We start from the raw sequence: 22,218 nt of genomic DNA, 5'->3' as shown, positions 1-22,218 counted from the left end.
GGTGAACCCATGGATTTTCAGGTATTACTGTTAACAATCGGTGTTTCATTTATTTTGGCGGTGATTGCCGCACCGCTCTTGATTCCATTGCTGCGTCGAATGAAGTTCGGACAGCAGGTTCGGGAAGATGGGCCACAGAGCCATCTGAAAAAAAGCGGAACACCTACAATGGGCGGAGTAGTTATTTTACTCGCGTTCACATTGGCCTTTTTGAAATTTTCAGCGGTCAAAAATACGGACTTTTACGTCCTACTGGTGGCTACACTCGGCTTCGGTCTGATTGGTTTCCTGGATGACTACATCAAGATTGTATTTAAACGATCACTGGGGCTGACGGCTAGACAAAAGATGATTGGTCAGTTGTTCTTCAGTGCAGTGATGTGCTACTTGCTGATCCAGAATGGACACAGTACAGCCATATCGATTCCAGGTACATCAGTCTCCTTTGACTGGACGGGATGGTTCTACTATCCGTTTGTGGTATTCATGATGCTTGCCATCACGAATGCAGTTAACTTTACCGATGGTCTGGACGGCTTGCTGTCCGGCGTGAGCGCCATCGCATTTGGGGCATTTGCCATTGTGGCGATGCAGGCAACATCCATGCCAGCAGCGGTATGTGCGGCGGCGATGATTGGTGCGGTGCTTGGTTTCCTGGTATATAACGCACACCCGGCCAAAGTGTTTATGGGAGATACAGGTTCGCTCGGAATTGGTGGTGCGATTGGTGCCGTTGCGATTGTGACGAAGACAGAACTTCTTTTTGTCATCATTGGCGGTATTTTCGTCATCGAAATCCTGTCCGTTATTATTCAAGTAGTATCTTTCAAAACTCGTGGCAAACGCGTATTCAAAATGAGCCCGATTCATCATCACTTTGAACTGAGTGGCTGGTCGGAATGGCGAGTTGTCATTACTTTTTGGGCGGTAGGTGCCATTTTGGCCGCTCTTGGACTTTATCTCAACAAGGGGTTGTAAACAATGAATCATCCTGAATCATATCGTGGGCAACAAGTGGTTGTGCTTGGACTGGCCAAAAGCGGCGTGCAGGTTGCCAAAGTGCTGGATCGTGCCGGCGCAATAGTTACAGTTAATGATAAAAAAGAGAGAGAACAGTGTCCCGAAGCATCCGAATTGGAGGCTTTGGGAATTTCTGTTGTATGCGGGGGACATCCGGACGATCTGATTCATAGTGATGTGAAGCTTGTAGTCAAAAATCCGGGCATTCCTTATCAGGCGCCTCCTGTGCAACAGGCACTTGCCTTAGGCATAGAAGTGGTGACTGAGGTGGAGGTAGCTTACCATCTATGTGCTGCGCCTATGATCGGGATCACTGGCTCTAACGGAAAAACGACCACAACAACGTGGGTAGGCAACATGTTAGAGCTTGCCGGTTTGAAACCTATCGTTGCCGGTAATATTGGAACGCCATTGTGTGAGGCGGCAGAGCAGGCTTCTGCGGATAACTGGATGGTGGTGGAGCTTAGCAGTTTCCAACTGAAAGGCACATCCGATTTCCGTCCGCGCATTGCCAGTTTGCTAAACGTGGCGGAGACTCATTTGGATTACCATGGGGACATGGATGATTATGTGGCTTCCAAAGCCAAATTATTCTCCAACCAACAACCGGAGGATGTAGCTATCCTGAACTGGGATGATCCGGTATGCCGCGGACTGGTTCCTTATATCAAAGCAAGACTGCTCCCATTCTCGCTGACAGAAAAGCTTGAAGCAGGGGTATATGCTGATCCTCCATACGTGGATGGGGAAGAGGATGATGTGAAGCGTCAGGTGATCTACGCAGACGGTCAGGGCAACCATTACGTCATTATTGATGTGGAAGACATTGGACTCCCAGGACGATTTAATGTGGGAAATGCATTGGCAGCAGTAGCTATTGCTGTGTCCGCTGGAGCCGACCCATCTGTGCTTGCTGCGCCTCTGGCTGACTTCAAGGGGGTTGAACACCGTCTTGAGTATGTACTTGAACATAATGGAGCTAACTATTACAACAATTCCAAAGCGACTAACTCCAAAGCAACCGTAATGGCGCTGAACTCATTCAAGGAACCGGTTGTGCTCATTGCCGGAGGACTGGATCGTGGATCAGACATGATGGAATTGCTGCCATTGTTCCAAGAGCGGGTGAAAGCTGTGGTTGCTATTGGAGAGACACGAGAGAAAATTGCAAAGGTCGCGGAACTGGCGGGATTAAAGCAAATTAAGGTCGTCGATAATGAGGAGGACGCTGCCCGGACGTTAACCGCTGCCGTGCAGGAAGCTTCACAGTTTGCAGCTCCAGGTGATGTGGTCTTGTTATCACCGGCGTGTGCAAGCTGGGACATGTTTGCTTCCTATGAAGAGCGGGGACGCATTTTTAAAGAGGCGGCGCATAACTTGTAAGTAGGGGGGTGGAAAAGCCCCTACTTCCATGCAAGGGGTGGCCTCCTGATGAAACAGACGCGACCGGCGCCGGATTTCTGGCTCCTAATTTGTATTCTGGCATTGCTTGCCATCGGCATTATTATGGTATACAGTGCGGGCTCGGTGCTTGCTTTTCATGACTATGGTGATTCATTTTACTTTGTCAAAAGACAGCTGCTGTTCGCCGGACTTGGACTTGCTGCCATGTTTGTTACGGCAAATGTGGACTACCGGGTCTGGAGAAAGTATGCAAAGCCTATACTGATTGCCTGTTTTATAATGCTGATTGGGGTGCTGATTCCTGGCATCGGAGTGGTTCGGGGAGGGGCACGAAGCTGGTTGGGCATTGGCTCATTCGGCATACAACCTTCAGAATTCATGAAACTGGGTATGATCTTGTTTCTGGCTCACTGGTTAAGCAAGGAACCCGGCAAAATCAAAACGTTCACGACGGGGCTTCTGCCACCGCTCGGCTTGATTGGTTTGGCCTTTGGCATTATTATGCTTCAGCCCGATTTGGGGACAGGCACCGTGATGATGGGTGCATCGATGCTGATTATTTTCACAGCAGGAGCACGGATGAAACATCTATCACTGCTTGCCCTCGGCGGTATAGCAGGGTTTGCCGGACTGATTGCGGCAGCTCCTTACAGATTGCAGCGAATAACGGCTTTTTTGGACCCGTGGTCTGATCCACTTGGTGCCGGATATCAGATTATTCAATCTTTATATGCGATCGGCCCGGGAGGACTTGCGGGCTTGGGGCTGGGTATGAGTCGACAAAAATACAGCTACGTACCCGAGCCGCAAACGGATTTTATTTTTTCCATTTTGGCAGAAGAGCTTGGCTTTATTGGTGGAATGATTGTATTATTGCTGTTTCTGGTCTTGGTGTGGAGAGGGATGCGCGTAGCGATGACGGTACCGGATGCTTTTGGCAGTCTGTTGGGCGTAGGCATTGTGGGTATGGTGGCCGTGCAGGTCATTATCAACATTGGCGTTGTGATCGGGCTTATGCCGGTTACGGGGATTACACTCCCACTCATCAGTTATGGCGGTTCATCTCTGACTTTGATGTTGACAGCGTTAGGCATTTTATTGAACTTATCCCGTTATGCGAGGTGAATGTACGATGCGAGTCGTTCTAAGTGGCGGCGGTACCGGTGGGCATATCTATCCGGCCGTTGCTATAGCAAGGCAATGTGAGGCGGAGAATCCCGACTCGACATTTTTATATATCGGTGGTACCCGTGGACTGGAAAGCAAACTGGTGCCACAAGAGAATATTCCGTTTCAATCGATTGATATTACAGGTTTTCGCCGGAAATTGTCCTTTGACAACGTGAAGACTGTGATGAGATTTCTGCAAGGTGTACGCAAAGCCAAGAAAATGCTCAAGGAATTCAAACCCGATGTTGTCATCGGTACGGGGGGCTATGTGTGTGGGCCTGTCGTTTATGCAGCAGCCAAACTTGGTATTCCAAGTGTTATTCACGAGCAGAATGCCATTCCCGGGTTAACTAACAAGTTCCTTACCCGGTATGTGGACACGGTAGCTGTTAGTTTTGAGGGTTCGGAGAAAGCATTCTCTGGAGCCAAAAGGGTTGTGTATACCGGGAATCCAAGGGCTACAACGGTAGCTCAAGCTAGCCGCGATCGTGGTTTTGCGACATTGGGTGTACCCATGGACAGCCGAGTTGTTCTTGTGGTTGGTGGTAGCCGTGGTGCGAAAGCAATCAATAAAGCCATGGTGGATATGGCACCGATGCTGGCCAAGCTTGAAGATGTGCACGTGGTCTATGTGACTGGTGATTCATATTTTGATGAAACGCGTGAAGCGATCCGGAGTTCCCTTGGAACGATGCCAAATCATCTGCATGTGCTGCCTTATGTACACAACATGCCTGAGGTTCTTGCATGCACGTCGCTAATCGTAAATCGTGCAGGGGCATCATTCCTTGCCGAGATTACATCTCTAGGTATTCCATCCATTCTGATTCCGTCACCTAACGTGACGAATAATCATCAGGAGGCGAATGCTCGTACGCTTGAGGGTGGCGGTGCATCGCTTACGATGCTGGAGAAGGATCTGACAGGCCAGGCGCTATATAAAGCGATTGCTGGAATTATGAATGACGAAGCGGCGCGCAAAAGGATGGCGGAAGCCTCCAGGGAACTGGGGAAACCTGATGCAGCCGAGGTACTTGTGAGCGAGATTCGGCGTCTTGCTGCAGGGCGTTAAAGTGCGTTTTGGGCGATTGTCACACACACGGCGGGACTGACATAAGATACCCTATAAATCGTGACAATCGTTCCATGGCGCCGCAACACGGCTTGCAGCAACGAAAATTGCCGTGCTCATCGGTTTTGAAGTAAAGGAGGATGTTAATATGCAGCAGTGGATATCGTTACTATCCCAGAACAATGTCGGCAAAGTTCTTGAAAACGAGCCGCTAGCCAAATACACCACATGGAAGATCGGCGGTCCTGCAGATGCGCTGGTCATACCGGAAAACAAGGAGCAGATGGTCAATCTCATCCAATTGCTGCACAAACATCAGATCCCATGGATGCAGCTTGGACGGGGTTCAAACATGTTGGTGTCTGACAAGGGAATACGCGGAGTTGTCGTGAAACCGGGAGAAGGCTTTGATTATGCCGAGTTTCACGAGGGCGGGGTAACTGCCGGAGCGGCACATTCCTTTGTTAAACTCAGTGTTGTTGCTGCAAAGAAAGAGTGGACCGGTTTGGAATTTGGCAGCGGCATCCCCGGAACAGTCGGCGGAGCCGTATATATGAATGCTGGTGCCCATGGATCGGATGTGTCACGGATATTTCAATCCGCTGAGATTGTACTGGAGACAGGGGAATTGGTACGTTACAGCAAGGAGGACATGGAATTTGCCTATCGCCACTCTGTTCTGCATGACCGGAGAGGCATCGTGCTGGAGGCTACATTTGCACTCCAGCAGGGAGAACGCAAAGTCATTTCGGAATCGATGGCGGCTTATAAAGACCGTAGACGCCGTACACAGCCACTGCAGATGGCGTGTGCTGGCAGCGTGTTCCGAAATCCTCCTGGTGATCATGCCGCCCGCCTGATTGAAGCAGCGGGGCTAAAGGGTATGACTCAAGGAGGCGCACAGGTATCCACCATGCATGCCAATTTCATTGTCAATACAGGCCAAGCAACAGCAGAGGACGTTATCACCCTAATGCAGCAGATTCAGAACACTATATCATCTCAAAACGGTATTAACCTGGTACCGGAAGTCTTCGTAGTGGGTGAACGGTAAACCCCGGAGGTGATACATTGGACAAATTGGTGATTGAAGGCGGGAAACCCCTCTCAGGATCCATACGCATCCATGGAGCAAAAAATGCCGCTTTACCGATCATGGCCGCAAGTTTGTTGGCAGACGGAGAAGTTACGCTGCACAACGTTCCACACTTGCTGGACATTGAAGTGATGCTGTATATCCTGGAACGACTTGGATGCACGTGTCGGCATGAACAGGGAACAGTGACGATAGATACATCGTCCATCCGGTCATATGATGTGCCTGAGGATCTCATGAAGCAGATGCGTTCTTCCATTTTTTTGATGGGACCATTGCTGGCTAAGTTTGGGCAAGTATCCGTGTACCAGCCAGGTGGCTGTGCCATTGGGGAACGTAAAATTGATCTTCACCTTCGGGGCCTTGAGACGCTCGGAGCTTCGATTGAAGAGTTGGATCAGCAGATCATATGCCGCGGGCGCAAGCTGGTGGGTACAGACATTCATCTGGATTTCCCCAGTGTAGGAGCCACAGAAAATATTATGATGGCTGCTGTTACGGCTGAGGGTACAACAACGATATTTAATGCAGCCAGAGAACCTGAGATACAGGATTTGCAACATTTTCTGAATGCTATGGGTGCACGGATTATCGGTGCTGGAACGGATACGATTACCATTAATGGTGTGGAGAAACTCAAGCCTTGTTCTTACGAAATTATACCTGATCGGATCGTTGCAGGAACGGTGATGATTGCAGCCGCAGCAACGAGAGGGAATGTAACGCTTACACACTGCAATCCGGCCCATCTTACTTCCCTTATACATGTGTTGAAGCGTACTGGTGTTCAAATCACAGTCTGCAATGATATAATGACGGTGAGCTGTATGAGCCGTCCCAAATCAGTTGACCGCATTGTGACTTCTCCGTATCCTTCATTTCCAACAGACCTGCAGTCGCAAATTATGGTGCTGCTCAGTCTGGCAGACGGCTTCAGTGTGATGAAGGAAACGGTATTCGAGGGTCGGTTCAAACATGTGGATGAGCTGAATGTCATGGGAGCCGACATTTCGGTAGACCTGAATGCAGCATTTATCCGTGGCGTTCCCCGTTTGTACGGGGCTACAGTGGAAGCAACCGATCTGCGTGCAGGTGCAGCACTAGTCATTGCTGGCCTTGCTGCCCAGGGAAAAACGGTTGTGGAGCAAGTGCATCATATTGATAGAGGGTACGATCGTATCGAGAAGCTCTTTCAGAGCCTTGGAGCTTCGGTTGAGCGACAGTCCCCCGTTTCGAAGCAGCTGGATTTTGCCAATTAACGTCCTTTGAGTCCCCTTCTTAAGGGAAGGGGGCCGGAGGCTTTGTGGAGCGCGACCTATGCCTAAAAGTCAAATTCCGGTTCTGAAGAAGAATCGGCCTAAACGAAACACAAGCCGTAAAATTGTTTTTATTCTTTTACTTCTTTTTATTGTATTACTTGCTGTACTTTTTTTTCGTTCTTCGATGAGTCGGATTTCGGCAATTGAGATTACGGGTAATGTATACACAACAACTTCGGAACTGCTGGAGAAAAGCGGTCTGAAGGAGGGCGAACAGTTTTTTGGGACAACCTCTGCTGATGTGATTGAGCGACTGAAAACGATCAAGGCTATATCAACCGTAACTGTGGATAAACAATTTCCCGGGACTATTCTTATCAAGGTGCAGGAATATCCAACGGTTGCGTATGAACTTGGTTCTGACGGTACGCTAAAAGCCATACTGGCAAGCGGGACAAGCTTAACGGTTCCTGCCACCATTGGAGTTGCCGTAGAGAAACCGATTTTGACCCAGTGGAAGGCGGATGATCCGCTCAAGGCCAAGCTGAGTGAAACGTTGGCCAAGATCCCGAATGAATTAACGACGGATATTTCAGAGATTATTCCGAATCCTACACCTTCATTCCCGGATCAGATTCGGATGTATACCAAGTCACAGTTTGAAGTGATTACAACCGTTTCTCTATTGTCCAATAAGGTAGAGTATCTCAACCAGGTCATTGAGACGGAACGGCCAGGGAAAATCACGATGCTGGAGGCTGATACGTACGTGCCTTTCATTCCGGATAACCCGGAAGAAGATGCTGAACCAGGAGCAACTCCCTGATTTCCACCTTTTATTCGGTTGAGAAGTAATCAAAACCAGGCGGGATCGGGGTTTAGCCCCTTTTATCCACTGAAAGTTGTTCTTTCTGAGACGAAGAAAAAATGATACACTTGAACTTATGGCACTTGAGTTGCCTCCTTCTTTTTTCTTCAAGGTTTTATGTCTCGCAACCAGATCTTGGCACCCAAAAAAATTGTAGAAAAAAGAGGGAAAGCCTAAAGTGTGTTGAATATATTTTAAGAGTGTTTAAACCCGAACGTATTTTACTATTTGGAGTCAGGAGGTGCCACAGACTTGAGCAACAATGACATCATTGTTAGTTTGGACATCGGTACATCCAAAATTCGCGCTATTATTGGGGAAATGAATAATGGAACCTTTAATATTATTGGAGTTGGATCTGCCGACTCGGAGGGAATTCGCAAAGGTGTAATCGTAGATATCGATCAAACGGTGCAATCGATCCGTAATGCAGTGGATCATGCAGAACGTATGGTAGGTATTCAAATATCCGAAGTATATGTTGGAATCTCGGGAAATCATATCGGACTGATGAGCAGTCACGGCGTCGTGGCAGTGTCTAACGAGGATCGTGAAATCGGAGAAGAAGACATGGAGCGGGTGTTGAAAGCAGCCGAAGTGATTGCGGTTCCACCGGAACGGGAAATTATTGATGTTGTAGCCAAGCAGTATGTTGTAGATGGCTTGGAGGGCATACAGGACCCCCGTGGTATGATTGGTGTTCGTCTGGAAGTAGAGGCGACCATCATTACGGGTGCAAAAACCGCGATACATAATCTTTTGCGCTGCGTGGAAAAAGCGGGTCTGAAAGTAAGTGATTTGGTACTCATGTCACTTGGAGCAGGTCAGCTGGCATTGTCCAAGGATGAAAAAACGATGGGTTCCGTGCTTGTTGATATCGGAGCAGGGGCTACAACCATTGCCATCTTTGAAGAAGACAGTCTCGTCGCAACTTCAACGCTGCCTATCGGTGGGGAGTTTGTAACTAATGACATTGCCTATGGTCTGCGTACATTAACAGATCAAGCCGAAAAGGTGAAACTGAAATATGGCTGCGCATGGCTGGATGATGCTGCTGCGGATGTCATGTTCAAAGTAACACGGATCGGCAGCAACGTAGACAAGGAATTCTCTCAAGAGGATCTGGCGGCTATTATCGAACCGAGGGTTCAAGAAATATTCCAGATGATTTCTCAAGAAGTGAAGCGTCTTGGTTACAATGATCTTCCTGGAGGTTATATACTAACGGGAGGTACGGTCTCTATGCCGGGTGTTCTGCAGGTAGCTCAGCATGAGCTTGCTGCTTCGGTACGAGTTGCGGTGCCGGATTATATCGGTGTGCGTGACCCTGGCTTCACGAGCGGAGTCGGCATTTTGCACAGTGTAATCCGCAGTTTGCGTATTCGTCCCTCGATCAACAACGGCGGTGGAAACAACAACAACAATAATAACAACAAAAAACCGACCAACCGTCCTAAGCCGAATGCGGCCCAGGAATCGGAGCAAAAACCAGGTCTGTTCGAACGGCTGAAAAATATGTTCAGCGAATTTATATAACAGGTTGAATCCATTTCATACAATTCTTGAAGCCGTTTGAATGCGCTGGTTCTAAAATAAACGCTTTCGTTCGTCGATATATGAAATTGATTCGGTTCAATCAAAAATTGGACGGGCCATCCATGCACATTGAGGGGGAGATGGAATAATATGTTGGAATTTGATTTCGAGATGGAGAGCTTGGCTCAAATTAAAGTCATCGGTGTAGGCGGCGGCGGAAGCAATGCAGTCAACCGTATGATCGAAAACGGTGTACAAGGTGTAGAATTTATTACGGTAAATACGGACGCTCAGGCGTTGCACCTCGCGAAATCCGAGCATAAATTGCAAATCGGTGATAAATTAACCCGTGGTCTTGGCGCTGGCGCCAACCCGGATGTAGGTAAAAAAGCAGCGGAAGAATCCCGCGATTTGATCATGAACACCTTGAAAGGTGCAGACATGGTATTTGTTACAGCGGGTATGGGCGGCGGTACAGGTACAGGTGCGGCTCCGGTTATTGCCGAAATCGCCAAAGAGTGCGGCGCACTTACCGTGGGTGTTGTAACACGCCCGTTCACGTTTGAAGGGCGCAAGCGTTCCAGCCATGCAGAACAAGGGATCGAAGCACTCAAGGAAAAAGTGGATACACTGATTGTGATCCCGAATGACCGTTTGCTTGAGATTGTTGACAAAAAGACACCGATGCTGGAAGCATTCCGCCAAGCGGATAACGTGCTTCGTCAAGCGGTACAAGGTATCTCCGATCTGATTGCAGTACCGGGTCTGATCAACCTTGACTTTGCAGACGTCAAAACGATTATGCACGAGCGTGGATCTGCGCTGATGGGTATCGGTGAATCGACTGGCGAGAACCGTGCAGCAGAAGCGGCACGCAAAGCCATCATGAGTCCTTTGCTTGAAACATCCATCGAAGGTGCACGTGGGGTTATCATGAACATTACGGGTGGCATTAACCTGTCCCTGTATGAAGTCAATGAAGCAGCGGAGATCGTTACATCCGCTTCCGATCCGGAAGTGAACATGATCTTTGGTGCCATCATTGATGAGGATTTGAAGGAGGAGATCAAAGTGACGGTCATTGCAACCGGCTTTGAAGATAAACCTGCTCCACCCCCACCAGGACGTAAACCTGCTCCAGCAAGTGAGCCTGCGGATAACCGTTCTCCGAACCTGCGTCCGTTCGGAAATCAGCCGAGCAATGATCAGCTGGATATTCCGACATTTTTGCGCAATCGTTCACGCAATAATAACAACGATTAATACTCCAATAGATTTCAATGAAGACCCGGTACTCCTGATGGGAGTAACCGGGTCTTTTTGTTTTTTTATTATCCTATCACATCGTATTGAACAAATTCTGAACAACGGGTCTGAGCAATTCCGACAAAAAAAGTTGGAACGATCCCCCCATGATTAGACAGACTTTGAAAAGTGAGCTCCTTATACTTGTGAATATGCTCATGAATATCGGGATAACGTTATTTCGATATGTTGCGCGCAGGCAGGTGAAGAATGTGGTTGTATATGTGGATCTTATTTTTTTGACGAACCTGTGTATTGACGGTGCACTCATCGGACTGACGGCCTGGATGCGCAAAACGAAGCTGGTCTGGTGGAGATGGTTGCTGTCCGCGATCGTGGGTGCGCTGTACGTGGTCATGATGTTTGTACCGGAGTTTGATTTTATGTTCACCTTTTTGATCAAGTTTGGATTGTCTCTGGTGATGCTGAGTATTGCATTTGGGTTTAAGGGTCTTCAGGCATTTATGAGGACCTTGGGTACCTTCTATGTAATCAATTTTGTCGCCGCAGGGGGAATTCTGGGTGTGCACTACATGCTGCAAAGCTCTGGGGAATTGTTCAACGGCATTTGGTTTACGGCATCAGGTGGAATGTCTTTTGATTTGAAAATTGCCTTCTGGTTCACGTTTGTCGTCTTTTTTGCCGTGCTTTTTCTATTCAAAGCCGTGCAGAGCTCAAAACGAAAAACAGACCGAATGACAACGTACTTGGGTAAAGTGGAGGTTTTTATTGATGATGTGACTATTTCTTGTACAGGCCTTCTGGATACAGGAAATCAACTCACAGACCCCCTTTCACGTATGCCCGTCATGGTAATGGAGGTGTCGTTATGGCAAGACATGCTGCCTGCTGCATGGAAGGGCAGGTTGAAGGATGAGGCGCCGGACAACCTTATCATGGAGCTCGATCAGGTGGATTTCCACTGGCAGGATCGTTTAAGGCTTGTACCCTATCGAGGCATTAACAAAGGAACTGCGTTTATGCTTGCGATGAAGCCAGACCGGGTGAAGGTAACGATGGATGAGATGTGTTATGAGACGACAAAGGTATTAATAGGGTTGGACGGGGGCGTACTGTCATCCGATGGAAAATACCAGGCCGTGATTCACCCTGAGCTTGTGCAAGACGCTGCTTCTGCGCAGTCTACGGCTATCTCTGCGGGAGCAACAGAAAAGCCGCTGAATGTGGTATAGGAGGAACGTACATGCTTGTAAAATGGAAACTGGTGGCGCAGCTACAGTACTATCGTTTATTATTTCTGCTTGGTTTGAAAAGTGAAGAGATTTATTATATCGGAGGCAGTGAGGCGCTACCGCCCCCATTAACACGTGAAGAAGAAGAATTTTTGTTGCAAAAGTTGTCTTCAGGGGATTCGGCGATCCGTGCCATGCTGATTGAACGGAACCTGCGACTGGTGGTATACATCGCACGTAAATTCGAAAATACAGGTATCAATATCGAGGACCTGGTCTCCATCGGTGCAATCGGTTTGATTAAAGCCGTTAATACGTTTGACCCGGAAAAGAAAATTAAGCTGGCAACCTATGCTTCCCGTTGTATCGAAAATGAAATATTGATGTACCTGAGACGCAACAGTAAAATTCGTACAGAAGTTTCTTTTGATGAACCACTCAATATTGATTGGGATGGAAATGAACTACTATTATCCGATGTACTCGGTACAGAGAACGATACAATCTATCGGAATATCGAAGAACAGGTAGACCGGAAGCTTTTGCATAAAGCATTGGAAAAATTAACCGAGCGAGAGCGAATGATTATGGAGCTTCGCTTTGGCTTGACGGATGGTGAGGAAAAGACACAAAAAGATGTCGCCGATCTGCTTGGAATCTCCCAATCCTATATCTCTCGTCTCGAAAAAAGAATCATTAAAAGACTCCGCAAGGAGTTCAACAAGATGGTCTGAACAGGAGCATTTTTCATAATGGGTATTAATGGGAAGGATGCCAAGTGCGAATAAAAAAGCCTGCCCCGGAGATAATGTACATTAATGTTTCTCCTTGGGAGGTAAATCACGATGACCCGAAACAAAGTCGAGATTTGTGGCGTGGACACCGCAAAATTGCCTGTCCTCACCAACACAGAAATGCGGGAATTGTTTCATTCCCTTCAGCAACACCATGATCGCTCAGCAAGGGAGAAATTAGTGAATGGCAACCTACGTCTTGTGCTCAGTGTCATTCAGCGCTTTAACAATCGGGGAGAGTTTGTCGATGATCTGTTCCAGGTTGGATGTATTGGCCTGATGAAAGCCATTGATAATTTTGATTTATCCCAGAATGTCAAATTTTCAACCTACGCGGTGCCGATGATTATCGGTGAAATCCGTCGATACCTGCGCGATAATAACCCAATTCGGGTATCTCGCTCCTTGCGGGACATTGCTTATAAAGCACTTCAGGTGCGTGACAGCCTGACGAATAAAAATTCCCGTGAACCGACGATATTCGAAATTTCTGAGGTACTGAATGTGCCGAAGGAAGATGTGGTTTTTGCATTGGATGCCATTCAGGACCCGGTTTCGCTCTTCGAACCGATCTATCATGATGGTGGAGATCCGATCTATGTGATGGATCAGATCAGCGATGACAAAAACAAGGATGTGTCCTGGATTGAGGAAATTGCACTGCGTGAAGCGATGCACCGTCTCGGTCAAAGGGAGAAAATGATTCTGTCGATGCGGTTTTTCGAAGGGAAAACCCAGATGGAAGTGGCTGATGAAATTGGCATTTCCCAGGCGCAGGTATCCCGTCTGGAGAAATCAGCGATACAACAAATGCAGAAACATGTGAAGTCGTAACAAGGGGTAAGCCAGAAGGCGATCAAAGGGATGAAATATTCCTTTGATCGTCTTTTTGCTTTTTGGATTTCGACATCAGAGGGATTTGGAATTGTTCCATTGCCTTTCCTCGAAAAAGAGGACATTTTTCGCGTATGAAACATATATTGTATAGAAGCGGAGAACGGGCAGAAGCGGATTAATCGGGGGGCGGGACCAAATGAAAGTGAATACAGGTGAACCGGTGGGCAGCGGGATGAAAATTTCGGATTTTCAAACCAAAGATGTTATTAACATTACAGATGGCAAACGTCTGGGTCAGATTAGCGATTTGGAGCTGGATCTGAAGCAGGGACGAATTGAAGCGATTGTTGTGCCAGGTTACAGTCGTTTTATGGGGCTATTCGGCGGGGGAACGGATCTAATCATCCCTTGGAGAAACATTGTGAAGATCGGTTCGGATGTGATTTTGGTTAAAATGGATGAAATGAAGGAAAATAACTACGATGAGCGCGATCGTGAAGCCCGCTTGTATGACGAGCAGAACGGCCCGATGGACCGGGTGGAACGTATTGAACGGTTGGATCGGAACCAGCGCCGAACGATATAACCGAGACAGAACGGGGTTCATTTGGTACACTGGAAGTTGTGAGGTGAGAAGATGGAACCGTTTATTTTAGATAAGGAAATACGGTCGGGAAGCCAGAACTCAAATTGGGGTCCTGACCCGTTGTTACTATATGTGGAGCCGTGGAAATTGCAGTTTAAGCATATGAAAGCCGGTTTTACGACAAGGCAGGGTGGTGTCGGAAGCACACCGTATGCCAGTCTCAACTGTGCCTATCATGTGGGTGATGATCCGGCTGACGTGCTGAATAATCGCAAACTTGTGGCTGAAAAGCTGGGTTTCCCTTTGGAATCCTGGACTTGTGGAGAACAGGTACATGGTAAACATGTTGCTGTAATCACAGCTGAAGAGCGGGGTAAAGGTTTGCTGGATCGACAGTCTGCATTACAGGATACGGATGGTTTGGTCACCAATGTGCCTGGTGTGCTGCTGACTTCCTTTTATGCAGATTGTGTACCCCTTTACTTCTATGACCCCGTACAACAAGCGGTGGGACTTGCTCATGCCGGATGGAAAGGTACAGTTGCCGGTATAGCCGAATCAATGGTCGAAAAGATGGAGCAGGAATACGGAAGCCGCAGACAGGATATCCATGCTGCAATAGGTCCCTCCATTGGGGATTGCTGTTATGAAGTGGATGAAGCGGTTATGCAGCATGTACGGGTTTGGCTGGACCACTCCTCGGGTAATGATGAATACAAGAACTCTGCATCTAATCAAGTATATCGGCCTGCCGCAAATGGCAAAACGATGTTAAACTTGAAAGAATGCAATCGACACATTATGATGAAAGCAGGAATATTGCCGGATCATATCGAATGTACAACTTGGTGTACAAGCTGCAATCCCGAGCTATTTTTCTCGTATCGTAAAGAAAATGGCATTACCGGGAGAATGGCGAGCTGGATTGGGCTGGAAGAGAGGTGACCCTCTGTGTCATTGGAGGAGCGTATACAACTGGTAAATCAGAAGATCGAAGCCGCGTGTCAGCGCAGTGGCCGTCAACGTGAAGATGTGAATGTGATTGCTGTCACGAAATATGTCTCACTTGAAACAACGGGAGCTGTGCTGGACCACGGTCTTGAGCATATTGGCGAAAACCGCTGGCAGGATGCACAAGCGAAATGGGAAGCATTCGGTCAGCAGGGAACCTGGCATTTTATCGGTCATTTACAGACGAATAAGGTGAAGGACGTCATCGGTAAATTCCGTTACATACATTCACTGGATCGTTTGTCCCTGGCCAAGGAGTTGGATAAAAAGGCGGCGTCTCTTGGCATCCAGGTGGAAACACTATTGCAGGTGAATATTTCGGGTGAAGAAAGCAAGTATGGCTTGCAGCCTGAACAGGCGAGTTCCTTTTTGCGTGAAATCAGTTCGTTCAACAACCTGAAGGTCATCGGCCTGATGACCATGGCACCCCATGAGGAAGATCCGGAGCTTACACGTCCCGTATTTCGCGGACTGCGTGAGCTTAGAGACCATTTGAATGGACAAGCTTTGACAGCGGAGCCATTGACCGAGTTGTCGATGGGCATGTCCAATGATTTTGAAGTGGCGATTGAAGAAGGGGCAACCTGGGTTCGGCTTGGATCGATTCTCGTAGGAAAAGAGGAGGGTTCGCAATGGGCGTAATGAATAAGTTTATGAATTTCCTCGGGCTTCAGGAAGAGGAAGAGATTGTGGAACGTGAACGTATGGCGGCACAAGAGGAACATGATCCTGATCAACAGGAAGCTGAAACCTCAAGTCTCGATAAACGTAGAAACCAAAGGGGTAATAATGTGGTGAGCATTCATTCCCAGAAAAATGTTAAAGTCGTCCTTTATGAACCGCGTTCTTATGACGAAGCACAGGAGATTGCTGACCATCTGCGCTCCCATCGTACAGTTGTAGTTAACCTGCAGCGGGTGCGTCAGGATCAGGCACTGCGCGTCATTGATTTCTTGAGTGGCACAGTGTATGCACTGGGCGGCGGTATTTCAAAAATTGGCGGCAACATTTTTCTCTGTACGCCAGATACGGTTGAAATTCAGGGTTCAATTACGGAAATACTGGCTGACAGCGAGCAAGATTATAACAGAATGAGGTGAGCCACTTTTGTATCAGATTGAAAGCGTGTTGTACACGTTATACCAGATTTACTTTTACATGGTCATTGTCTACATATTGATGTCATGGCTTCCCAACGCACGGGAGAGCTTCATCGGTGAATGGCTAGGTAAGTTTGTGGAACCATATTTAAGACCTTTCCGCCGATTTATTCCGCCTTTGTTCGGTGTGTTGGATATTTCACCGATTGTGGCGTTGATCGTTCTTCAACTCGCGCTTAATGGGCTGATCTCCATCCTCCGATACTTTGTATATTAAGGTAGGGTGAACATAGATGAGCGGTGAAATTTACGAGCATTTTAGTCATGACGAGCGGGATTTTGTGGATAAAGCCTCAGACTGGGTTGAACGCGCAGGTAAGTATCATGACTTGAAGCTAACTGACTTTCTTGATCCCAGACAGGCCTTTATTTTACAAACGCTTGTGAACCGTCGAGATGATGTACAGATTCGTCTGGATGGTGGTTATGAAACAGCTGAACGTAAGCGTGCGCTGATTGCACCGGATTATCGGTATCTGGACGATGAAGATATGAGTATGCAGGTCATGAGCATTACGTCTGACGATCAGAAAATCAAAGAGCTGGAGCATGGGGACTATATGGGTGCCCTGCTCGGGCTTGGCATGAAACGTGGCAAGATCGGTGATATTCAAGTGCTGGAGGACGGGTGCCATACTGTGGTGGCGTCGGAAACCGGCGCTTTTTTATCGCTTCAACTGAATCAGGTGCACCGGGTACATGTGTTTACGGAGTTGTTGGCACTGGATCAACTGAAATGGTCCGAGAGCAAACTGGAGACGATGGACATTACCGTGGCTTCCCTGCGTTTGGATGGCATCTGTGCAGATGTGTATCGGCTTAGTCGCAGTAAAGTTCTGGTTCCGATCAAGGCTGGCCGCTGTCGTGTGAATTGGAAAGTGGAGGAAGATCCGTCCAAAACGCTGAAGGCGGGAGATGTGGTATCCATTCAAGGATTTGGTCGATTCAAGGTGATGGAACAGGATGGTATGACCAAAAAGGGACGCTGCCGCGTAAAAATCGGCAAATTTGCCTAAGTGTGTTGCAGGAAAACCCGCTTTCTTGTCGAAATGTTTAAGGTAAAGGTGCAAAAAACATTCGGTGTTTCCGATATACATTAAAGTGCAAAGGTTGATATGACCCTCCAAAGGATCAGAGTCTGATCCTGCATTCCGTATTCGTGCCAGGATTGGGCATCACATATACGGCCCCTTGGGTGGAACCCATATGCTGCAAACCTTCTCAGTCCGGGAAGGAACTTTTACAGGAGGTGGACAGCATGCCATTAACGCCGCTGGACATACACAACAAGGAATTTTCCCGACGCTTGCGCGGGTATGACGAGGATGAGGTCAATGAATTCCTGGATCAAGTCATCAAAGATTACGAAGGCGTCATTCGCGAAAACAAAGAGCTGAGCAATCAGTTGCTGTCCGTTCAGGAGAAGCTTGATCATTTTGCAACGATTGAAGAGACGCTGAGTAAAACGATCATCATTGCTCAGGAAGCTGCGGATGATGTGAAGAACAATGCGAAAAAAGAAGCACAGTTGATCGTGAAGGAAGCCGAGAAAAATGCGGACCGGATCGTAAACGAATCTTTGTCTAAATCACGCAAAATTGCTTTGGAAGTCGAAGAGCTGAAAAAGCAGGCGTCTATCTATCGTGCCCGTTTCCGTACACTTGTGGAAGCACAGCTTGAACTGTTGACTCAGGATGGTTGGGAAGCGCTGGAGAGCCGGGAGCAGGAAGTCCGTGACCGTGAGCGGGAAATGAAGGAAATTTATTAGTCTATCCGCCTGGTTGACTTTTGCCTGTAAAGAGGCTATAACTATATTCATAATGAATAGTGATTCCATGACGGGTTCAGTACGTTATGATCTCATCCCTCAGAGAGTTGGCGTTTGGTGCAAGCCAATGGATGAGTTATAGCCGAATATCTCCCCGGAGAAGTGACGCTGAAGCGGTGAAGGATTGGCCGTGTGTAAGCGAAACCGTGAGCCGAACGTTATATCGGCACCCTGCTGTAGTTAAGCGGGGCATAAGCGCTGTTGATGACAGAGCATACCCAATTATATTGGATGTGGTTTGTGATGAACAGAATTAGGGTGGTAACGCGAGCATAACCTCGTCCCTTTCCAGGGATGAGGTTTTTTTGTGTCCAAAAAAAGTAGCGAACGTGCATGAGGCCCGAAGGGACCTCAAGGAGAGAGCCAATCGCCGGGGGAGCGAAGCGTCCGGCAGCGGGGTTCCACCAAGGCGAACGTGCATGAGGCCCGAAGGGACCTCAAGAAGAGAGCCAGCGCCGGAGGAGCGAAGCGTCCGGCACTGGGGTTCGCTAAGGCGAACGTACATGAGGCCCGAAGGGACCTCAAGGAGAGAGCCAACCGCCGGAGGAGCGAAGCGTCCGGCAACTCCCTGCGGCGTTCCCGAAGGGGACAGCCGCAAGAGGGCCGACTCCAACATACACACCCTCGCCAACGCCGCCGCAGTTCCCGCCAAAGACAACCCATTCCGGGTGTCCAGAGGGCGGAGCGCCTATGGGGTCCCCCTTGGTAAGGGGGATTTAGGGGGATTGAAACGCTTTTTGTGGACGGTCCACAATCCATACTTGAAAGGAAGATTATCATGCAACGAGTTGACGTCAAAGAGAAAGCACGTGCCAGAGAACTACGTGTGTTAAACAAATGGAAAACAGAGAATACATTCAAAAGATCCATCGAAAACCGGGAAGGCAAGCCGAACTTCGTATTTTATGAGGGACCGCCTACAGCCAATGGTAAACCACATATCGGTCACGTACTGGGCCGAGTAATCAAGGATTTCGTGGGACGTTATAACACGATGAAGGGTTACCGCGTCGTTCGTAAAGCAGGCTGGGATACACATGGTCTGCCTGTAGAACTGGGTGTTCAGAAAAAGCTGGGTATCTCTCACAAGTGGGAAATTGAAGATTATGGCGTGGAAAAATTCATTAACGAATGTAAAGCTAGCGTGTTCGAATACGAACAACAATGGCGCGATCTGACCGAAGGTATCGGTTACTGGACAGACATGAATAATCCATATATCACACTCGACAACAATTACATCGAAAGTGTGTGGAACATTCTGGCGACGATTCATGAAAAAGGCCTGCTGTACCGTGGTCACCGTGTGAGTCCTTACTGTCCGTCTTGCCAGACTACACTTAGCTCCCATGAGGTAGCGCAAGGGTATAAAGACGTGAAAGACCTCAGTGCTACAGCCAAATTCAAGCTGGAGGACAGCGGCGAATTCGTGCTTGCCTGGACAACGACCCCTTGGACATTGCCTTCACACGTTGCGCTTGCCGTGAACCCTGATATGGACTACTCCCGTGTTCGTCAGGACAACGAAGTGTACATCATGGCGACCAATCTCGTTGAGAAAGTCATGAAGGATGCCAAAGGTGAGTATGAAATCATCGGTGCCCTGAAAGGTTCTGACCTGGTTGGCAAAACATATGATCCTCCGTTCAACTACGTACAGGCTGAGAAAGCAAACATCATCCTGGGCGCAGGTTTTGTAACCGATGCAAGTGGTACAGGGATTGTACACATGGCACCTGCACATGGTGAAGATGACTATCGTGTATGTCGTGAGAATGGCATCAGTTTTGTGAACATGGTGGACCTGGAAGGCAAGTTTGTGCCACAGGTAACTGATTTTGCCGGACGTTTTGTCAAGGATTGCGATATTGATATCGTAAGATACCTGTCGGAAAAAGGACGTTTGTTCAGCAAAGAAAAATATGAGCACAGCTATCCGTTCTGCTGGCGTTGTGATACACCACTTCTGTACTATGCGATGGACAGCTGGTTTATCCAAACAACTGCAATCAAGGATCAGTTGATCGCCAACAACAGTGAAGTGGACTGGTACCCGGGCCACGTTCGTGACGGGCGATTCGGGAAGTTCCTTGAAGATCTAGTAGACTGGAATATCAGCCGTGACCGTTATTGGGGAACGCCACTGAACATCTGGGTATGTGAAGAGACGGGTGAACAATTCGCACCGCATAGCATCGCTGAACTGCGTGCTCGTGCCATTGGGGACGTGCCTGAGAATCTGGAGCTGCATAAGCCGTATGTAGATGACGTCAAAGTCATGAGCTCTTGTGGCAAATATGAAATGAAACGTACACCGGAAGTGATCGATGTCTGGTTCGACAGCGGCTCCATGCCGTTTGCTCAGCAGCACTATCCATTTGAAAATAAAGAAATCTTCGAACAGCAATATCCGGCAGACATGATCTGTGAAGGAATTGACCAAACACGCGGCTGGTTCTACAGCTTGCTGGCCGTATCTACACTTTTGACAGGCAAAGCGCCTTATAAAGCGGTTATGGCAACAGGCCACGTGCTCGATGAGAACGGACAAAAGATGTCCAAATCGAAAGGTAACGTTATCGATCCTTGGGAAGTTATCGAAGAATACGGTACAGATGCATTCCGCTGGGCTTTGCTGTCTGACAGCGCACCGTGGAACAGCAAACGTTTCTCCAAAGGCATTGTGGGCGAAGCGAAATCCAAAATGGTGGATACGCTGGTCAACACCCATGCATTCCTGACGCTGTATGCTACGATTGATGGATTTGATCCACAGGAGCATCCGTTCAAGTTGTCTTCACACAACCTGGACCGCTGGATTTTGTCAAGACTGAACAGCCTGATTCTCGTTGTAGAAAAAGCGCTGGCTGTTAACGACTATCTGAACTCTTCCAAAGCCATTGAAGCGTTTGTAGATGAACTCAGTAACTGGTACATCCGTCGTTCCCGTGACCGTTTCTGGGGTAGCGGATTGACAGAAGATAAACTGGACGCTTACCGTACACTTACCGAAGTGCTGGTGACTACAGCCAAGCTGGTAGCTCCATTCACACCGATGCTTGCAGAAGATATCTATCTGAACCTGACTACCGGTGAGAGTGTGCACATGGATGATTATCCGGTTGCTAATGAAACGTTGATTGACTTGGATCTGGAGCAGGATATGGAGACAGCACGCCGAATCGTTGAACTTGCCCGTAACGTCCGTAACGAAACAGGTATCAAGACACGTCAACCGTTGTCTGAACTGATCGTTTCCCTGGATAAAGGCTTCGATCTGGCAAGTTATGAAGAGATCATCAAGGATGAGATCAATGTCAAAACTATTCGTACCGAGCATGATGATGCGGATTTCGTTGATTTCACTTTGAAGCTAAACCTGAAAGTGGCGGGTAAAAAATACGGTAAAAACGTAGGCTTCCTGCAGAATTTCTTCAAGGGAATGTCAGCAGATGAGACGCGTAAAGTGGTGACAGAAGATGTTCTGAACGTCGTTTCTCCGGAAGGCGAAGAGCTGCAAGTGACGGGTGAAGAACTGCTGGTGGAGAAACAAGCCAAGTCCGGTTTTGCCTCGGCATCCGGCTATGGTTTGACGGTAGCTCTCAATACGGAGATTACAGCAGAACTCGAACAGGAAGGCTGGGTTCGTGAAGTCATTCGTGCAGTTCAAGACACACGGAAGAAGCTGGATCTGCCGATTGAGAAAAGAGTACGTTTGACGCTGGATGTGGACTCTGCTCTTCAAGAAGCGATCCAGGCCTTTGATCATGTGCTGCGTGAGAATGTCCTCGTAACCGAAGTTACCTTCGGAACGAACGAGTCGATGCAACGCATTGAAGCCGGAGGTAAAACCTTCGGTGTATATATCGAGGGGTAAAACAGTAGTTTTCACGTAAGGCGGTTCTGAAGAAAGGATAGCTTTGTCAGACTTTAACGTGGACAGAGTAACTCTATTTCAAATAGGACAGTATATAGAGACAGACATGCCAACGAGCCTCAGATGCAGGAGAACAATCCTGTGTCCTGGCTCGTTTGGTTTTTCAGCAAATGGGCAATGATTTCTATTGTGCAGACATTCT

Annotated in this window: 20 protein-coding genes and 1 other annotated feature; all 20 genes read left to right on the top strand. The window is 48.1% G+C overall.

Going from position 1 to position 22,218, the window contains the following annotated elements; all coding sequences use genetic code 11:
- Positions 1-9: 9 nt before the first annotated feature.
- The 20 genes from mraY to ileS all read left to right on the top strand — a co-directional run bounded on the left by mraY (position 10) and on the right by ileS (position 22,016).
- Positions 10-978 (top strand): phospho-N-acetylmuramoyl-pentapeptide-transferase, encoded by a 969-nt coding sequence (mraY, locus tag ACDJ58_RS20455; RefSeq protein WP_063566988.1) that lies wholly within the window; start codon positions 10-12, stop codon positions 976-978.
- A gap of 3 nt (positions 979-981) precedes the next feature.
- Positions 982-2,403 (top strand): UDP-N-acetylmuramoyl-L-alanine--D-glutamate ligase, encoded by a 1,422-nt coding sequence (gene murD / locus ACDJ58_RS20450; RefSeq protein WP_413372641.1) that lies wholly within the window; start codon positions 982-984, stop codon positions 2,401-2,403.
- Positions 2,404-2,451: 48 nt separating this feature from the next.
- Complete coding sequence (gene spoVE / locus ACDJ58_RS20445) at positions 2,452-3,549, top strand: stage V sporulation protein E (protein WP_413372640.1); 1,098 nt, start codon at positions 2,452-2,454, stop codon at positions 3,547-3,549.
- 7 nt (positions 3,550-3,556) lie between these two features.
- Complete coding sequence (gene murG / locus ACDJ58_RS20440) at positions 3,557-4,666, top strand: undecaprenyldiphospho-muramoylpentapeptide beta-N-acetylglucosaminyltransferase (protein WP_063566985.1); 1,110 nt, start codon at positions 3,557-3,559, stop codon at positions 4,664-4,666.
- Positions 4,667-4,814: 148 nt separating this feature from the next.
- Positions 4,815-5,720, top strand: coding sequence for a UDP-N-acetylmuramate dehydrogenase (gene murB, locus ACDJ58_RS20435; protein WP_376036363.1), 906 nt, complete (start codon positions 4,815-4,817; stop codon positions 5,718-5,720).
- A 17-nt stretch (positions 5,721-5,737) separates the two neighbouring features.
- Positions 5,738-7,021 carry a UDP-N-acetylglucosamine 1-carboxyvinyltransferase gene (gene murA / locus ACDJ58_RS20430; protein ID WP_413372639.1) on the top strand — a complete coding sequence of 428 codons (1,284 nt, stop codon included), beginning with the start codon at positions 5,738-5,740 and terminating at the stop codon, positions 7,019-7,021.
- 58 nt (positions 7,022-7,079) lie between these two features.
- A complete protein-coding gene (locus ACDJ58_RS20425; protein ID WP_413372638.1) occupies positions 7,080-7,847 on the top strand; it encodes a cell division protein FtsQ/DivIB in 768 nt (255 codons plus the stop codon).
- A 294-nt stretch (positions 7,848-8,141) separates the two neighbouring features.
- The gene (ftsA, locus tag ACDJ58_RS20420) at positions 8,142-9,425 is read left to right on the top strand and encodes a cell division protein FtsA (RefSeq protein WP_063566981.1); all 1,284 of its coding nucleotides are present in this window, start codon (positions 8,142-8,144) and stop codon (positions 9,423-9,425) included.
- A gap of 150 nt (positions 9,426-9,575) precedes the next feature.
- Positions 9,576-10,688 (top strand): cell division protein FtsZ, encoded by a 1,113-nt coding sequence (gene ftsZ / locus ACDJ58_RS20415; RefSeq protein WP_064636455.1) that lies wholly within the window; start codon positions 9,576-9,578, stop codon positions 10,686-10,688.
- A 254-nt stretch (positions 10,689-10,942) separates the two neighbouring features.
- Positions 10,943-11,923, top strand: a complete 981-nt coding sequence (gene spoIIGA / locus ACDJ58_RS20410; protein WP_413379761.1) for a sigma-E processing peptidase SpoIIGA — start codon at positions 10,943-10,945, stop codon at positions 11,921-11,923.
- A gap of 11 nt (positions 11,924-11,934) precedes the next feature.
- Positions 11,935-12,657, top strand: coding sequence for an RNA polymerase sporulation sigma factor SigE (gene sigE, locus ACDJ58_RS20405; protein ID WP_017687308.1), 723 nt, complete (start codon positions 11,935-11,937; stop codon positions 12,655-12,657).
- A gap of 111 nt (positions 12,658-12,768) precedes the next feature.
- A complete protein-coding gene (gene sigG, locus ACDJ58_RS20400; protein WP_024628410.1) occupies positions 12,769-13,551 on the top strand; it encodes an RNA polymerase sporulation sigma factor SigG in 783 nt (260 codons plus the stop codon).
- A 199-nt stretch (positions 13,552-13,750) separates the two neighbouring features.
- Positions 13,751-14,140, top strand: a complete 390-nt coding sequence (locus ACDJ58_RS20395; RefSeq protein ID WP_413372637.1) for a YlmC/YmxH family sporulation protein — start codon at positions 13,751-13,753, stop codon at positions 14,138-14,140.
- Positions 14,141-14,191: 51 nt separating this feature from the next.
- Positions 14,192-15,085, top strand: coding sequence for a peptidoglycan editing factor PgeF (pgeF, locus tag ACDJ58_RS20390; RefSeq protein ID WP_413372636.1), 894 nt, complete (start codon positions 14,192-14,194; stop codon positions 15,083-15,085).
- Positions 15,086-15,091: 6 nt separating this feature from the next.
- A complete protein-coding gene (locus tag ACDJ58_RS20385) occupies positions 15,092-15,793 on the top strand; it encodes a YggS family pyridoxal phosphate-dependent enzyme (protein WP_072734481.1) in 702 nt (233 codons plus the stop codon).
- Positions 15,784-16,251: a cell division protein SepF gene (locus ACDJ58_RS20380; RefSeq protein ID WP_063566976.1), complete on the top strand. Its 468-nt coding sequence runs from the start codon at positions 15,784-15,786 to the stop codon at positions 16,249-16,251. The genes ACDJ58_RS20385 and ACDJ58_RS20380 overlap by 10 nt, the downstream gene beginning before the upstream one ends.
- A gap of 7 nt (positions 16,252-16,258) precedes the next feature.
- Complete coding sequence (locus tag ACDJ58_RS20375; RefSeq protein ID WP_301290087.1) at positions 16,259-16,528, top strand: YggT family protein; 270 nt, start codon at positions 16,259-16,261, stop codon at positions 16,526-16,528.
- 16 nt (positions 16,529-16,544) lie between these two features.
- On the top strand, positions 16,545-17,327 hold the full coding sequence (locus ACDJ58_RS20370) for an RNA-binding protein (protein ID WP_413372635.1): 783 nt from the start codon (positions 16,545-16,547) through the stop codon (positions 17,325-17,327).
- Between the two features lie 242 nt (positions 17,328-17,569).
- Positions 17,570-18,079 carry a DivIVA domain-containing protein gene (locus tag ACDJ58_RS20365; protein WP_063566974.1) on the top strand — a complete coding sequence of 170 codons (510 nt, stop codon included), beginning with the start codon at positions 17,570-17,572 and terminating at the stop codon, positions 18,077-18,079.
- A gap of 58 nt (positions 18,080-18,137) precedes the next feature.
- Positions 18,138-18,428, top strand: a binding site (T-box leader).
- 489 nt (positions 18,429-18,917) lie between these two features.
- Positions 18,918-22,016, top strand: a complete 3,099-nt coding sequence (ileS, locus tag ACDJ58_RS20360) for an isoleucine--tRNA ligase (protein ID WP_413372634.1) — start codon at positions 18,918-18,920, stop codon at positions 22,014-22,016.
- The last annotated feature ends 202 nt before the right edge of the window (positions 22,017-22,218 follow it).

The organism is Paenibacillus taichungensis (assembly GCF_047302525.1).
In the GTDB taxonomy this organism is placed as follows: Bacteria; Bacillota; Bacilli; order Paenibacillales; family Paenibacillaceae; genus Paenibacillus; species Paenibacillus taichungensis_B.
This window is presented reverse-complemented; position numbering and strand designations above follow the sequence as displayed.

Excerpts from the sequence above, each read along its gene's own strand:
- mraY (WP_063566988.1), top strand. The coding sequence starts at position 10 with ATGGATTTTCAGGTATTACTGTTAACAATCGGTGTTTCATTTATTTTG.
- murD (WP_413372641.1), top strand. The coding sequence starts at position 982 with ATGAATCATCCTGAATCATATCGTGGGCAACAAGTGGTTGTGCTTGGA.
- spoVE (WP_413372640.1), top strand. The coding sequence starts at position 2,452 with ATGAAACAGACGCGACCGGCGCCGGATTTCTGGCTCCTAATTTGTATT.
- murG (WP_063566985.1), top strand. The coding sequence starts at position 3,557 with ATGCGAGTCGTTCTAAGTGGCGGCGGTACCGGTGGGCATATCTATCCG.
- murB (WP_376036363.1), top strand. The coding sequence starts at position 4,815 with ATGCAGCAGTGGATATCGTTACTATCCCAGAACAATGTCGGCAAAGTT.
- ACDJ58_RS20425 (WP_413372638.1), top strand. The coding sequence starts at position 7,080 with ATGCCTAAAAGTCAAATTCCGGTTCTGAAGAAGAATCGGCCTAAACGA.
- ftsZ (WP_064636455.1), top strand. The coding sequence starts at position 9,576 with ATGTTGGAATTTGATTTCGAGATGGAGAGCTTGGCTCAAATTAAAGTC.
- sigE (WP_017687308.1), top strand. The coding sequence starts at position 11,935 with ATGCTTGTAAAATGGAAACTGGTGGCGCAGCTACAGTACTATCGTTTA.
- sigG (WP_024628410.1), top strand. The coding sequence starts at position 12,769 with ATGACCCGAAACAAAGTCGAGATTTGTGGCGTGGACACCGCAAAATTG.
- ACDJ58_RS20395 (WP_413372637.1), top strand. The coding sequence starts at position 13,751 with ATGAAAGTGAATACAGGTGAACCGGTGGGCAGCGGGATGAAAATTTCG.
- pgeF (WP_413372636.1), top strand. The coding sequence starts at position 14,192 with ATGGAACCGTTTATTTTAGATAAGGAAATACGGTCGGGAAGCCAGAAC.
- ACDJ58_RS20380 (WP_063566976.1), top strand. The coding sequence starts at position 15,784 with ATGGGCGTAATGAATAAGTTTATGAATTTCCTCGGGCTTCAGGAAGAG.
- ACDJ58_RS20370 (WP_413372635.1), top strand. The coding sequence starts at position 16,545 with ATGAGCGGTGAAATTTACGAGCATTTTAGTCATGACGAGCGGGATTTT.
- ACDJ58_RS20365 (WP_063566974.1), top strand. The coding sequence starts at position 17,570 with ATGCCATTAACGCCGCTGGACATACACAACAAGGAATTTTCCCGACGC.
- ileS (WP_413372634.1), top strand. The coding sequence starts at position 18,918 with ATGCAACGAGTTGACGTCAAAGAGAAAGCACGTGCCAGAGAACTACGT.